Below are 14126 nucleotides of genomic sequence, written 5' to 3' on the forward strand. Positions count from 1 at the left end.
GGTGTCCTCGGGATTGCCCTGCCCGGCGAAGCCGCCGTGCGCGCCGAAGGCGTCGGGGCCCTCGGGAAGGCCGTAGGAACCGGTGTCCTCGGGATTGCCCTGCCCGGCGAAGCCGCCGTGCGCGCCGAAGGCGTCGGGGCCCTCGGGAAGGCCGTAGGCACCGGTGTCCTCCGGATCGCCCTGCCCCGCGTAGCCGGACGTGGCCGGGGGCAGCAGGGGGCCGTCACCGGTGACCGGGCCGCCCGTGGGTCCGGCCGGCCCGTCGAAGCCGCCCGGCGCGACCGGACCGCCGCTGCCGTTCTCCGAGAAGTACGGCAGCTCGTCGCGGCGGGCGTCCGCGCCGCCCGGGGCGGGGCGCGAGCCGTTGCCCAGCGGGCCCGCCGCAAGTGCCTCGGTGACGTCGAAGGAGCCCGTGCCGCCGCCGTGCCCGGGGGCGACCGGACCGCCGGTCGCGCCGCCGGGAAGGCCGGAGCCGTTCGTGCCGCCGGGCCGGGAGCCGCCCGGCACGCTCATGGAGCCGACCACGCCACCGGGCCGTCCGGCACCCGGCCGGGTCCCGCCCGGCGCACCGGCACCGCCGCCCTGCGTCCCGGAGCCGGAAGCGCCCGAACCCGGGTTACCCGCGCCGGGACCGCCCGCGGCCGGTCCCGAACCGCCCTGCGCTCCGGTCCCGTTCGCCGAGCCGCCGCCCGGACCGCCCTTGCCGGAGCCGGACTTGCGCGGCGCGAACCAGTCGCTGGTCGGCTTGTCCTCGGCCGGCTGGGCGGGCTCGGCGGCGGTCGCCTCGGCCGTGCCCGCGCCCCGTGAGGCGCCTGCGCCGGGGGACTTGGGCACCTCGGCGCCCTGGTCCGTGTCGCCGGGGGTGTCCGCCTCGGTGACGGGCTTGCGCATGACCACGGGCGGAATCGGCCGCGACCCGGGGATGTTGATCCGGATCCGGGTCGTCAGCGTGGTCTCGGTCTTGCGTTCCTCCGGCCGCGTGGCCGAACGGCCCGCGTCCGTACCGTCGTCGGAGACCATCGGGGTCCCGTACGGCGGCGTACCCGACGGGTAGGCGGCTCCGCCGCGCCCGTTGGGCCCGGAGGACGAGGTGTCAGTTTCACGACTCAAGGCAGGTTCTCCCGGTTGGCTCCGCCGCCCGACACGACCTCACGCGGGCAGCTCGGCGGCGCGCACCACCATACTGGCCACTTCTCGCCCGTATCCCGGCACCGCTGGGGAAAGTCACACCGGACCCCCACGGGCACGTTCAGGCGGAGTGGTACGTCACTTGGCAAGTCGGGCGGGGTCGCCGTCCGGTTGCCGTCCGAGGGGGAGGGTGGCGCAGATCACAGCCAGCGGGGCGCCCCCGGCCAGGAAGGAAAGGGAGTGCCACCCCGCGGCGAACAGGAAGTCGCCCTCGGGACGGCTGGCGGTGAGCAGGACGACCGCGAGCATCCAGCCCGCGGCCGTCGCCACGCCCCCCGCCCGGCCCCGCAGGAGGCGCGCGGCGCCGAGCACGGCCCCGGCCACGCCGGCGAGGGCGAGCAGCAGCCCGCCCGGGAACCAGCCGGGCTGCACCAGCGCCCCGGCCACGCCGACCAGGGCGCCGAACACGAAGAGTCCCGCGTACGCGCCGACGCGTGCGGCGGAGGGCGGCCGCATCGGCTGGGCGAGCACGGAGGTCGTCCGGTCGTTCACGAGACCCCCTCGACGCCGGCGAACAGGTCCGTCTCCCGCTCACCGGGGCCCGGCCCCCGCTCTCCGCGCACCAGCTCGTAGTACTCGGTGGTGAGGATCGGCTGGGCGAGTTCGTTGGACAGCACGAAGTACGGGCCGTCCACGGTGATCTGGGTGGCGTGGGCGCGCATCGCGGCGGCCTTGGCGGCGGCGTGGGCGGTGCCGTCGATCTCGGCGGTGACGCGCTCCTCGGGCACCACGCCCGGCACGTCATCGACCTCGGCGGTCTTGCTGAAGGGGGTGCCCGGCAGGTCGTCGCGCAGCCGTGCGAAGGCGGCCTCCACGACGGGCCGGGGAACCCGGTTCCAGTAGATCTTGGGGACGGTCCAGCCCGACTCGGCGGCCAGCTCCGCGGCGCGCATGGCCACGCGGTGGGCCTGGATGTGGTCGGGGTGGCCGTAGCCGCCGTCGTCGTCGTAGGTGACCAGGACCTGGGGGCGCACCTCGTGGATGACCTCGACGAGGTGGGCGGCGGCCTCGTCGACGTCGGCCTGCCAGAAGCAGGCGGGGTCGTCGTTGTCGGGCAGGCCCATCATCCCGGAGTCGCTGTAGCGGCCGGCGCCGCCGAGCAGGCGGAAGTCCCGGACGCCGAGCGCGTGCATCGCCTCGGTGAGTTCGCGGCGCCGGTGCTGGCCGAGGGCGGCACCGCTCAGGTGCGCGAGCCCGGGCGGGATGACCTCGCCGCGCTCGCCGAGGGTGCAGGTCACCAGGGTGACGTGGGCACCCTCGGCCGCGTACCGGGCCATGGTCGCGCCGTTGTTGATCGACTCGTCGTCCGGGTGCGCGTGCACCAGCAGCAGACGACGGCCGGGCAGATCCGTCATGGGCCCAGCCTACGAGGTCGCGCGGGGCTCAGAACTTGATGCTGCCGATCATCCCCGCGATGTTGTTCGTCAGCTCGTTGATCGTGGGAGCGACGGTCGAAGAGGCCAGGTAGAAGCCGAGGAGCATGCACACGATCGCATGCCCTCCCTTCAGCCCTGACTTCTTGATCAGCAGGAAGACGATGATCGCCAGCAGCACCACCGCCGAAATCGAGAGTGCCACGGCGGCTCACCTCCAAAGATCCACGAGGGCGCGGGGGGTCGGACTGTGGGGGCAGTAAATCCGTACAGCAGCCAGCAGGTTCATACCCACTATGCGACATTGATCATAACTATCCCTCCGTGCGCATCGATCGGCGCACGGCCGCACAAGGGGGCGCATGGCCAATATGGTCAGGGCATGACGACCGAGCCTGACTCCTTTCCCCGACGGCACGCCCGTACCCAGCGCTTCACGCTCGGCGCGCCGCGTTCGTTCACCGTGGCGCCCGACGGTTCGCGTGTCGTGTTCCTGCGCTCGAGTTCCGGTGCCGACCGGGCGAACGCGCTGTGGGTCCTCGACACGGAGGCGGGCGGGGAGCGCGTCGCCGCCGACCCGCGCGCCCTGCTGGGCGGCGGCGCGGAGGACCTCTCGCCCGAGGAGCGGGCCCGGCGCGAACGCAGCCGGGAGGGCGGCGCCGGCATCGTCGCCTACGCCACCGACACGGCGGTGGAACTGGCCTCTTTCGCCTTGTCAGGGCGGCTTTTCACGGCCGAGCTGCGCGCGGGGACGGCCCGTGAACTGCCCGTGGCCGGGCCGGTGATCGACCCGCGCCCTTCACCCGACGGGCGGTTCGTCGCGTACACCGCGCGCGGTGCCCTGCGGGTGGTGGACGCGGAGGGAACGGGCGACCGGGCCCTCGCCGAACCGGAGGCGGAGAACGTCGCTTACGGGCTGGCCGAGTTCGTCGCGGCCGAGGAGATGGGGCGTTCGCGGGGCTTCTGGTGGGCCCCGGACTCGGACCGGCTGCTGGTGGCGCGCGTGGACGACACGCCGGTGCAGCGGTGGTGGATCTCCGATCCGGCGCATCCGCAGCGGGAGCCGCAGCGGGTGGCGTACCCGGCGGCGGGCACCGCGAACGCCGAGGTGCGGCTGTTCGTCGTGGGTCTGGACGGGACGCGCACCGAGGTGGTCTGGGACCGGGCACGGTATCCGTATCTGGCGCGTGTCCACTGGTCAGCGGCGGGTGCGCCGCTGCTGCTCGTACAGACGCGCGACCAGCGCGGCCAGGTGTTCCTGGCGGTGGACGCGGACACGGGCGCGACACGGATGGTGCACGCCGACGAAGATCCAACATGGCTGGAACTTTTCCCCGGTGTGCCGTGCTGGAGCCCCTCCGGGCAGCTGGTCCGCATCGCGGACGAGGGCGGCGCGCGGGTGCTGGCGGTCGGCGAACGGCCGCTCACCGGAGCGCAGTTGCACGTGCGGGCCGTGCTGGACGTCTCCGACGCGGACGTGCTGGTCTCGGCGTCGGCCGGGGAGGGCGCCGCGGAGGCGGAGACGGGCCAGGTGCACGTGTACCGGGTGAACGAACTGGGCGTGGAGCGGGTCTCGCAGGAGCCGGGTGTGCATGCGGCGGTGCGGTCCGGAGACGTGACGGTCCTGGTGTCGGCGGTGCTGGACCGGCCGGGTTCCCGGGCCCAGGTCCTGCGCGACGGAAAACCGACCACGACTGTCCGTTCATACGTGGAAGATCCCGGTTTGACCCCCCGCGTGACGCTCACCGAGGGGGGCGCACGCCGTGTCCCGTGCGCCGTGCTTATGCCTCGGGACTACGACGGTGACACCCCCCTGCCGGTGCTCATGGATCCCTACGGCGGTCCGCACGGCCAGCGGGTGACCGCCGCGCACCACGCGCACCTCACCTCGCAGTGGTTCGCGGACCAGGGCTTCGCGGTCGTGGTCGCGGACGGCCGGGGCACCCCGGGCCGCTCCCCCGCCTGGGAGAAGGCGATCCACCACGACTTCACGCTGTCGCTGGACGACCAGGTGGAGGCGCTGCACGACCTCGCCGGACGGTTCCCGCTGGACCTGTCCCGGGTCGCCATCCGGGGCTGGTCCTACGGCGGCTGGCTGGCGGGCCTGGCGGTCCTGCGCCGCCCGGACGTCTTCCACGCGGGCATCGCGGGCGCGCCGGTGACGGACTGGTCCCTCTACGACACCCACTACACCGAGCGGTACCTGGGCACCCCGGCGGACCACCCGGAGCCGTACGCCCACAGCTCCCTGGTCACCGCCGACGGTCTGTCCGCGCCGGCCGAGCCGCACCGGCCGCTGATGATCGTCCACGGCCTGGCCGACGACAACGTCGTGGTCGCCCACGCGTTGCGCCTGTCCTCGGCGCTGCTGTCGGCAGGCCGCCCGCACGAGGTCCTGCCCCTGTCGGGCGTCACGCACATGACCCCGCAGGAGCAGGTCGCCGAGAACCTGCTGCTCCTGCAGGTCGACTTCCTCAGGCGCGCCCTGGGCCTCACCGCCGGCTGACCGTACGGCGACGGGCCGGGGCGACATGGCGCGCCCCGGCCCGTCTCACGGCACCCGCACGGCCGTACGTCTCCCACCCTGACGCGTCCGTGTCTCGGAGGCGGGTCGGCCGAGTTGCCTGTGTGTTAACGCAGTTCGGGACGATCCGGGTCGGCCGCGGGCGCGGACGCGACGAGTTCCGCCTCGAAGCCGTCGGCGTCGACGAGGTAGGCCGCGTAGTGCCCGGGGCCACCGGCGTGCGGATAACGGTCGGGGAACAGGGGCGTCCAGCCGTGGTGCGGTGCCTCGGCGGCCAGCGCGTCCACGCGCGCCGCCGGACCGGCGTGGAACGCGAGGTGGTTGAGGCCCGGCCGCAGACGGTCGTGCGTGCCGGCGCTCATCGCCGGTGACTGCTCCAGCACGAGGTACGTCCCGCCCAGGCGCCAACTGCGGCCGTTCTCCCAGGACCGGTACGGGCTCCAGCCGAGCCTGCCCAGCAGCCAGCCCCAGGACCGGGTGGCACGGGGCAGGTCCGGGACCCACAGTTCGACGTGGTGCAGCACTTCTGCGATCTCCTGAAACGCCGGTTCCCGGCAGCCCCCTTCGGGGCTGCCGGGAACCGGGAGGAAGGGTTGTCAGGCCGCGTGGACGACGTCCTTCTCCTCGGCGAAGTGGCAGGCCGACTCGTGCGCCGCCGGGGTGTCCGCGCCCTCGAAGCGCGCGGGGATCGCCAGCAGGGGCACTTCCTCGGCGCACTTGTCCTGCGCCTTCCAGCACCGGGTGCGGAAGCGGCAGCCGGAGGGCGGGTTGGCCGGGGACGGCACGTCGCCGGTCAGGATGATCCGCTCGCGGCCCTCGCGGGCCTCCGGGTCCGGCACCGGGACCGCCGACAGCAGCGCCTGGGTGTAGGGGTGCGTCGGGTGGTCGTAGATCTGCTCGTCGGTGCCGATCTCGGCCATCTTGCCGAGGTACATGACCCCGACCCGGTCCGAGATGTGCCGGACGATCGACAGGTCGTGCGCGATGAAGAGGTAGGACAGGTTGAACTCGTCCTGCAGCTTCTCCATCAGGTTGACGACCTGCGCCTGGACGGACACGTCCAGCGCGGAGACCGGCTCGTCGCAGATGATGATCTCGGGGTTGAGCGCGAGGCCCCGGGCGATGCCGATGCGCTGGCGCTGACCGCCCGAGAACTGGTGCGGGTAGCGGTTGATGTACTCGGGGTTGAGGCCCACGACGTCCAGGAGTTCCTGGACCCTGCGCCGGCGGTCGCCCTTCGGCGCCACCTCGGGGTGGATCTCGAAGGTCTCGCCGATGATGTCGCCCACCGTCATACGGGGGTTGAGCGAGGTGTACGGGTCCTGGAACACCATCTGGATGTTCCGGCGGACCGCCTTCAGCGCCCGCCCGGACAGCTTGGTGATGTCCTGGCCCTTGTAGAAGATCTCACCCGCGGTGGCCTTCTCCAGCATCATCAGCAGCTTGGCGACCGTGGACTTGCCGCAGCCGGACTCGCCCACGATGCCGAGCGTCTCGCCCTGGTACAGGTCGAACGAGATGCCGTCGACCGCCTTGACCGCGCCGACCTGCTTCTTGAACAGGATGCCCTGGGTGAGCGGGAAGTGCTTCACCAGGTTGCGCACCTGCAGGATCGGCTCGCCGCGCTCCACCGGCGCCTCGATCGCGGCGACCGCCTCCGTCTCGGAGGAGGCGTCGACGACCTCGACCTCGGAGACGTTCGGCGTGGCGTCCTGCGGCCCGTCGGTCTTGCCGAGCTCAGCCATGGATCGTCTCCTTCCAGAAGTGGCACGCGCTGCCGCGGCCGACCAGCTCGCCGCCGTCCCGCTCGGTGACGGGGTACAGCGGCGGGATGTCCGTGCGGCAGATGTCCTGCGCCTTGGGGCAGCGCGGGTTGAAGGCGCAGCCGGACGGGATACGCGTCAGGTTGGGCGGCAGGCCCTTGATCGCGTACAGGTCCTGGCCCTTCTGGTCCAGGCGCGGGATCGAGTCCAGCAGACCCCTGGTGTACGGGTGCGCCGGGCGCTTGTACAGCTCGTGGACCGGGGCGCGCTCCACGATGCGGCCCGCGTACATCACGGCGATCTTGTCGGCGACGTCGGCGACCACGCCGAGGTCGTGGGTGATCAGGATCAGGCCCATGTTGTACTCGCGCTGGAGGTCCGCGAGCAGGTCCATGACCTGGGCCTGGACCGTCACGTCGAGGGCCGTGGTGGGCTCGTCGGCGATGATCAGGTCCGGCTCCAGGGCGAGCGCCATCGCGATCATGATGCGCTGGCGCATACCGCCCGAGAACTGGTGCGGGTAGTCGTTCACCCGTGCCGCGGCGGCCGGGATCTTCACCCGGTCCATCAGCTCGATCGCCTTGGCCTTGGCGTCCTTCTTGGACATGCCCTGGTGGACGCGGAACATCTCGCCCAGCTGGTAGCCGACGCTCAGCACCGGGTTCAGCGAGGACAGCGCGTCCTGGAAGATCATGGCGATGCGCTGACCGCGGATCTTGCGGCGCTCCTCGGCGGACATCTTCAGCATGTCCTGGCCGCGGAAGAGGATCTCGCCCTTGGGGATGCGGCCGGGCGGCATGTCGAGGATGCCCATGATGGCCTGGGCGGTGACGGACTTGCCGGAGCCGGACTCGCCGAGCACGGCGAGCGTCTCGCCCGCGGACACCGAGTAGTTCACGCCGTTGACGGCCTTGGCGACGCCGTCGCGGGTGTGGAACTCCACGTGCAGGTCGCGGACCTCGAGCAGCGGGCGGCCCGTGCCCTCCGGGCCGTCCGGTGCCGGACTCTCGGCCACTTCGTCGATGATGGTCACGTACGCCTCCCTCAGCGCATCTTGGGATCGAGGGCGTTGCGTACCGCATCGCCGAACATCAGGAACGACAGCACCGTAATCGACACCATCACCGACGGGATGATCAGGGTGTGCGGGGCGATACGGAGCTGCTCACGTCCTCGCGCCACGTCGCCGCCCCAGGATACGGCCGTGTCCCCGAGACCCACGCCCAGGAAGGACAGGGTGGCCTCGGCCGCGATGTAACCGCCGAGCGCGATGGTCGCGACGACGATGATGGGTGCGAGCGCGTTGGGCAGGATGTGCCGGAACAGGATCCGCGAGGTCGAGGCGCCGAGTGCCTTGGCGGCCACGACGTAGTCGGCCTGCTTGATGGTGATCACGGCACCACGGGCGACCCGGGCGATCTGGGTCCAGCCGAGGAAGGCCAGGGCCATGATGACGACCCAGACGGTGCGGTTGTCGAAGGAGTTGAGCACCACCAGGGCACCGAGCAGGAACGGGATGCCGAGGAAGATGTCGGTCACCCGCGACAGCACGGTGTCGGTCCAGCCGCCGAAGTAGCCGGCGATCATGCCGATGACCGTGCCGAGGATGGTGACGGCGACGGTGACTCCCACACCCACGGTGATCGAGGCGCGGGCACCGTAGACGACGCGGGCGTAGATCGACCGGCCCTGCACGTCGTAGCCCAGCCAGTCGGGGGCGAAGAAGTGGCCCCAGTTCGGCTTGCCGAGGTAGTGCTTGGCCAGGTCGGCGTCGCGCGGGGAGGCGCTGGTGAACAGCCCCGGCCACAGCGACATCACCAGCAGGAAGACGATCAGCGCGGCCGAGATCAGGAACAGCGGGTTGCGCCGCAGGTCGTGCCAGGCGTCGGACCACAGGCTGCGCGGCTTGTCGGGGGCCGGGCCGGCCTCCGCCACCACGACGCCCGCGGTGCTCACGGTGTCGCCGGGAAGGGCTTCGACCTTCTTTTCGACGGTCTTGTCAGGCATACCGGATCCTCGGGTCCAGGACCGCGTACAGCAGGTCGACGATCAAGCTGGCGGCGAGGTAGATGAGCACCATCAGCGAGGCGATGCCCACGACCGTGGCACCCTCCCGCCGGGTGAGCGCGTCGTAGATCTCGAGGCCGATACCCCGCACGTTGAAGATGCCCTCGGTCACGATGGCGCCGGTCATCAGGTTCCCGACCTCGATGCCGAGGAAGGTGACCACGGGGATCAGCGAGTTGCGCATCAGGTGGACGCCGATGATGCGGCGGCGCGGCAGCCCCTTGGCCACGGCGGTGCGCATGTAGTCGGAGCGCAGGTTCTCCGCGATCGACGTGCGGGTCAGCCGGGCGACGTAGGCGAGGGAGAGCGATGCCAGCACGGTGGCCGGAAGCGCGAGCTGCGCCCAGTCCGTCGAGTCGGTCACGGTGGGGGTGGTGACCGACCACTTGAACGCGAACAGGTACTGCAGCAGGAAGCCCAGCACGAAGGACGGCATCGACACGAGGACCAGCGTCAGCGTCAGCAGGCCGCGGTCGCGCAGCGTGTCGGGGCGCAGGCCGGCGACGACACCGAGGCCGATGCCCACGAGCGTGACGAAGGTGAACGCGAAGATCGTGAGCCTGATCGTCACCGGGAACGCGTCGGCGATGATGTCGGCGATGGGCCGCTGACTGGCGATCTGCGTACCGAAGTCGCCCTGGAACAGGCCGGTCATGTAGTTCACGTACTGCTGAAGGAGCGGCTGGTCGAGGCCGAGTTCCTTCTTGATGCTCGCGACCACCGTCGGGTCGTACGCCTGGTCTCCCATCATGGCCCGGACGGGGTCGCCGGGCAGGGCGTACATCATGCAGAAGATGAGCAGGGTTGACCCGATGAAGACCGGGATCATCTGGAGCAGTCGTCGTGCGACATAGCGCCCCATAGGTGCCTCCGTGAGGGGTTAACGCAGGTGCGGGGGCCGTCTCCACAGGTGGTGAGACGGCCCCCCGCACCTCCCGCCGCCACCGGGAGTGGCGGCGGGCTTACGGCCGAGTGGGAAGAGCCCTGAGGACTCCTCTTACTTGGTGGTGACGGCCCACACTTCGAGGTCACCGTGGAAGTCGACGTTGACGTTGTCGACGTTCTTACCGTGGCCGCCGTTGATGCGGTAGTACCAGAGCGGGATGGCCGGCATGTGCTCGACCAGCTTCTTCTCGACCTCCTGGAAGGCCTTCACCGACTCGTCCAGGGACTTGGCCTTGTCCGCCTTGTTCATCAGCGAGTCGATCTCCTTGTTGGAGAAGCGACCGTTGTTGGCCTCGGCGGTGGTGTGGTACAGCTCCTTCATGAAGTTGGCGTTGACCGGGTAGTCGGCGACCCAGCCACCGCGGTACATGCCCTTCACCTGGTCGTTGTCACGGGCCTCGAGGTCCGTGGCGAAGTCGGGCTTCGGGTCACCCGTGCAGTCGACACCGGTGTTCTTGCGGATGGACTCGCAGACCGCGGTCACCCACTCCTTGTGCCCACCGTCGGTGTTGTACTGGATGGTGAACTTGTTGCCCGGGACGCCGCCACCCTCCTTGATGAGCTGCTTGGCCTTCGCCGGGTTGTACGTGAACACGTCGGTGTCCAGGTTCTGGTAGCCCTTGACACCGGGCGGCGTGAAGCCCTTGGCCGGCGTGCGGGTGTTGTTCAGAACCGTCTTGGTGATCGTGTCGCGGTCGATCGCCATCGACAGACCCTGCAGGACCTTCGGGTCGATGTCCTTGAAGGTCTTGGAGTAGAACGCCGGGGTCAGCGTCTGGATGGCCGCGTACGGCTGCTCGATGGCGCCGTCGCCCAGGTCCTGCTTGTACTTCGGCAGGTCCGTCGGGCCGACCTGGCGGATCATGTCCAGGTTGCCGGAGACGACGTCCTTGTACGCGGCCTCGAGGGTCGTGTACGCCTTGAACTGGACGCCCTTGTTCTTGGCCTTGTTCGGGCCCTGGTACTCGTCCCAGGCCTTGACCTGGATGAGCTTCTTGTGGTCCCACTTCTCGAACTTGTAGGGACCGTTGCCGACCGGCTTCTGGCCGAAGGCCTTCGGGTCGTCGTAGAAGACCTTGGGCAGCGGGGCCCAGGTGGTGTAACCGAGCTTGTAGTTGAAGTACGGCATCGTGTACTTCAGCTCGATGGTGAAGGTGTGGTCGTCCACGGCCTTCAGACCGGACATGGTCTCGGACTTCGGGTCACCCTTCTCCGGGTGGACGTCGTCGTAGCCCTTGATGTCCTGGAACCAGAAGGAGTTCTGCTGGTTGTTCTTGATGTTGGCGTACCAGTTCCAAGCGTCGATGTACGACTTGGAGGTGACTTCTTCGCCGTTGTGGAACTTCCAGCCCTTCTTGAGCTTGACCGTCCACGTCTTCGAGTCGTCGGTGGTGACCGACTCGGCGTTCGTGTAGACGATGTCGCCCTTGGCGTCGAAGTCCAGCAGCTGGGTGAAGAGCGACTGGATGACGTACGAGCCGTTGCTCTCGTTCGTGTCGGCCGGGATCAGCGGCTTCTGCGGCTCGCCGACGTCGATCGACACGTAACCGGCAGGTCCGGAACCCTTGCTCTTGCTCTCACCATCACCGTCGCCGCCGCAGGCGGTGGCGGCCAGGGCGACCACTATCGCCCCCGCGACCCACTTGGCGCTCCTGGCACCGCGCATGGGTTCCTCCTAAGAAGTCATTGGTTCACCGCAAAGGGAGCACAGACGGACCACCGCCACCGCCCGTCGCCGGTGCCGGAAATCGTCAGGTGCCCCCGCGCTCGTGAGTCGGCGCCGCTGCCGGCGAGTGACCCGTTCATCCGAGCTCTACGCGCCTAACTATCTGCCAAACGCCAGGACCGAACCACACTCTCGAGGTCTCGGTTCGATCACAGCTCTCGCATACATCTTCCAAAATCCGGACAAAGGGTTTGGTGAAAGATCCCTGCGAAACGGACTTGTTACACATCTATCGGTGGCGACTGTCCGCATTCCGGACGCGAGGGAGAGAAAAACCGCTTGCGGTCGTCGCGGTCCCCGTGCAGGGTTCCAGCGGAGCCGGCCGTGCGCTCAACGAGCGTGTGCGGCACGGGGGTTGTGCGACGCCGGATACGTCAGGCGCGCCACTCCCGCAGCAGGGTAGTGGCGACGGCCCGTCCACGGCGGCCGCGGCGGGCAGATCAAGGGTTTTCCCTACCCTTTTCCTCGACGTCGCTCCCCCTTCAACAGCACAGCACCGGGTACCCCGCGACGTGCGGGGCGCCCGGTGCTGTGCGCTGCGGAAGAGGGCGTCAGCCGTGCTTGGCGCGGCTCGCGGCGCGGGCGCGCTCACGGGCGTCCAGGTTCACCTTGCGGATGCGCACGGCCTCCGGGGTGACCTCCACGCACTCGTCGTCACGGCAGAACTCCAGGGACTGCTCCAGCGACAGCTTGCGGGGCGGGACGATGGACTCCGTCACGTCGGCGGTCGAGGACCGCATGTTCGTGAGCTTCTTCTCCTTGGTGATGTTGACGTCCATGTCGTCGGCGCGCGAGTTCTCGCCGACGATCATGCCCTCGTACACCTCGGTGCCCGGCTCGACGAACAGCACGCCGCGCTCCTGCAGGTTGGTCATCGCGAACGCGGTGACCGCACCGGCGCGGTCGGCGACCAGGGAGCCGTTGTTACGGGTCTGGAGCGTGCCGAACCAGGGCTCGAAGCCCTCGTGGATGGAGTGCCCGATGCCCGTGCCGCGCGTCTGGGTCAGGAACTCGGTACGGAAGCCGATGAGACCGCGGGACGGCACCACGAACTCCATGCGGACCCAGCCCGAGCCGTGGTTGGACATGTTGTCCATGCGGCCCTTGCGGACGCCCATGAGCTGCGTGACCGCGCCCATGTGCTCCTCGGGCACGTCGATCGTCATGCGCTCGACCGGCTCGTACGTCTTGCCGTCGACCTCCTTGGTGACGACCTGCGGCTTGCCGATGGTCAGCTCGAAGCCTTCCCGGCGCATCGTCTCGACCAGGATGGCCAGCGCCAGCTCACCGCGGCCCTGCACCTCCCAGGCGTCCGGCCGCTCGGTGTCCAGCACCCGGAGGCTGACGTTACCGATCAGCTCGCGGTCGAGGCGGTCCTTGACCTGGCGGGCGGTGACCTTGCGGTCCTTGACGGCCGCCTTGTTGTCGGCGCCCTTGCCGGTGGCGCCGCGGCCGACCAGCGGGGAGGTGTTGGTGCCGATGACCATGGAGATCGCGGGCTCGTCGACCGTGATCAGCGGCAGCGCGACCGGGTTCTCCGGGTCGGCCAGGGTCTCGCCGATCATGATGTCCGGGATACCGGCGACCGCGCAGATGTCACCGGGACCGGCCACCTCCGCCGGCTTGCGGGTGAGCGCCTCGGTCATCATCAGCTCGGAGATGCGCACGTTGCTGACGGACCCGTCGCGCTTCATCCACGCGACCGTCTGGCCCTTGCGCAGCTCGCCCTGCTCGACGCGGAGCAGCGCGATACGGCCGAGGAAGTTGTCGGCGTCCAGGTTGGTGACGTGGGCCTGGAGCGGGGCGTCCTCGTCGTAGGTCGGGGCCGGGATGTGCTCCAGGATCGTGGAGAAGAACGGCTCCAGGCTGGTGGAGTCGGACGGGACCGTGCCGTTGTCCGGCTTGGTCAGCGAGGCGATGCCGTCGCGGCCACAGGCGTAGACGATCGGGAACTCGATCTGCTCCTCGTCGGCGTCCAAGTCGAGGAACAGGTCGTACGTCTCGTTGACGACCTCGTCGATCCGGGAGTCCGGGCGGTCCGTCTTGTTGATGCACAGGATGACGGGCAGGCGCTGCTGGAGCGCCTTGCGCAGGACGAAGCGGGTCTGCGGCAGCGGGCCCTCGGAGGCGTCCACGAGCAGGACGACGCCGTCGACCATCGACAGACCGCGCTCGACCTCGCCACCGAAGTCGGCGTGGCCGGGGGTGTCGATGATGTTGATGGTGATGGGCTCCCCGCCGTCCTTGGGGTGGTACTTCACCGCCGTGTTCTTGGCGAGGATCGTGATGCCCTTCTCACGCTCCAGGTCGTTCGAGTCCATCATGCGGTCGTCGACCGAGTCGAGCTGGTGGGCGGCGAAGGCACCGGCCTGCTTCAGCATGCCGTCGACGATGGTGGTCTTGCCGTGGTCGACGTGGGCGACGATGGCGACGTTGCGGATGTCGTGGCGCGTGGCCATAAAGCGGCGATCTCCCGGAGTGTGAGGAAGGGGCCGTCGCGTACGTCTGTGTTACGCGGACCCTGCCGGGCTCAACATGCC

The 14126-nt window shown here is 69.8% G+C and carries 11 protein-coding genes and 1 pseudogene; 1 reads left to right on the top strand and 11 read right to left on the bottom strand.

Annotation, left to right across the window (positions count from 1 at the left end):
• The 4 genes and pseudogenes from Q5694_RS10485 to Q5694_RS10500 all read right to left on the bottom strand — a co-directional run.
• A pseudogene (locus tag Q5694_RS10485) lies at positions 1–1110 on the bottom strand (hypothetical protein); the annotation flags it as partial.
• 156 nt (positions 1111–1266) lie between these two features.
• Positions 1267–1680 carry a DUF6113 family protein gene (locus tag Q5694_RS10490; protein ID WP_333932334.1) on the bottom strand — a complete coding sequence of 138 codons (414 nt, stop codon included), beginning with the start codon at positions 1678–1680 and terminating at the stop codon, positions 1267–1269.
• Complete coding sequence (gene mshB, locus Q5694_RS10495) at positions 1677–2543, bottom strand: N-acetyl-1-D-myo-inositol-2-amino-2-deoxy-alpha-D-glucopyranoside deacetylase (RefSeq protein ID WP_333932335.1); 867 nt, start codon at positions 2541–2543, stop codon at positions 1677–1679. The genes Q5694_RS10490 and mshB overlap by 4 nt, the downstream gene beginning before the upstream one ends.
• Before the next feature lie 28 nt (positions 2544–2571).
• Complete coding sequence (locus Q5694_RS10500; RefSeq protein WP_333932336.1) at positions 2572–2766, bottom strand: hypothetical protein; 195 nt, start codon at positions 2764–2766, stop codon at positions 2572–2574.
• Positions 2767–2943: 177 nt separating this feature from the next.
• Here Q5694_RS10500 and Q5694_RS10505 point away from each other — a divergent pair, with 177 nt between their 5' ends.
• A complete protein-coding gene (locus Q5694_RS10505) occupies positions 2944–5067 on the top strand; it encodes a prolyl oligopeptidase family serine peptidase (RefSeq protein ID WP_333932337.1) in 2124 nt (707 codons plus the stop codon).
• Between the two features lie 125 nt (positions 5068–5192).
• Here the strand turns inward: Q5694_RS10505 and Q5694_RS10510 are convergent, their stop codons facing one another.
• The 7 genes from Q5694_RS10510 to typA all read right to left on the bottom strand — a co-directional run bounded on the left by Q5694_RS10510 (position 5193) and on the right by typA (position 14045).
• Positions 5193–5609 carry a VOC family protein gene (locus tag Q5694_RS10510; protein WP_333932338.1) on the bottom strand — a complete coding sequence of 139 codons (417 nt, stop codon included), beginning with the start codon at positions 5607–5609 and terminating at the stop codon, positions 5193–5195.
• A gap of 72 nt (positions 5610–5681) precedes the next feature.
• Positions 5682–6830 (bottom strand): ABC transporter ATP-binding protein, encoded by a 1149-nt coding sequence (locus Q5694_RS10515; RefSeq protein WP_333932339.1) that lies wholly within the window; start codon positions 6828–6830, stop codon positions 5682–5684.
• A complete protein-coding gene (locus Q5694_RS10520; RefSeq protein WP_443040845.1) occupies positions 6823–7881 on the bottom strand; it encodes an ABC transporter ATP-binding protein in 1059 nt (352 codons plus the stop codon). Before Q5694_RS10520 ends, Q5694_RS10515 begins: the two co-directional genes overlap by 8 nt.
• An 11-nt stretch (positions 7882–7892) precedes the next feature.
• Positions 7893–8855, bottom strand: a complete 963-nt coding sequence (locus Q5694_RS10525; RefSeq protein ID WP_333932340.1) for an ABC transporter permease — start codon at positions 8853–8855, stop codon at positions 7893–7895.
• Complete coding sequence (locus Q5694_RS10530; protein WP_333932341.1) at positions 8848–9777, bottom strand: ABC transporter permease; 930 nt, start codon at positions 9775–9777, stop codon at positions 8848–8850. The genes Q5694_RS10525 and Q5694_RS10530 overlap by 8 nt, the downstream gene beginning before the upstream one ends.
• Positions 9778–9912: 135 nt before the next feature.
• Entirely contained in the window at positions 9913–11526 is a 1614-nt protein-coding gene (locus Q5694_RS10535; RefSeq protein ID WP_333932342.1) for a peptide ABC transporter substrate-binding protein, read from the bottom strand.
• Between the two features lie 611 nt (positions 11527–12137).
• A complete protein-coding gene (gene typA / locus Q5694_RS10540; protein ID WP_333932343.1) occupies positions 12138–14045 on the bottom strand; it encodes a translational GTPase TypA in 1908 nt (635 codons plus the stop codon).
• Between the last annotated feature and the right edge of the window lie 81 nt (positions 14046–14126).

The organism is Streptomyces sp. AHA2, assembly GCF_036857595.1.
Taxonomy (GTDB): domain Bacteria; phylum Actinomycetota; class Actinomycetes; order Streptomycetales; family Streptomycetaceae; genus Streptomyces.

Excerpts from the sequence above, each read along its gene's own strand:
- Q5694_RS10515 (WP_333932339.1), bottom strand. The coding sequence starts at position 6,830 with ATGGCTGAGCTCGGCAAGACCGACGGGCCGCAGGACGCCACGCCGAAC.
- Q5694_RS10535 (WP_333932342.1), bottom strand. The coding sequence starts at position 11,526 with ATGCGCGGTGCCAGGAGCGCCAAGTGGGTCGCGGGGGCGATAGTGGTC.
- typA (WP_333932343.1), bottom strand. The coding sequence starts at position 14,045 with ATGGCCACGCGCCACGACATCCGCAACGTCGCCATCGTCGCCCACGTC.
- Q5694_RS10505 (WP_333932337.1), top strand. The coding sequence starts at position 2,944 with ATGACGACCGAGCCTGACTCCTTTCCCCGACGGCACGCCCGTACCCAG.
- Q5694_RS10525 (WP_333932340.1), bottom strand. The coding sequence starts at position 8,855 with ATGCCTGACAAGACCGTCGAAAAGAAGGTCGAAGCCCTTCCCGGCGAC.
- mshB (WP_333932335.1), bottom strand. The coding sequence starts at position 2,543 with ATGACGGATCTGCCCGGCCGTCGTCTGCTGCTGGTGCACGCGCACCCG.
- Q5694_RS10530 (WP_333932341.1), bottom strand. The coding sequence starts at position 9,777 with ATGGGGCGCTATGTCGCACGACGACTGCTCCAGATGATCCCGGTCTTC.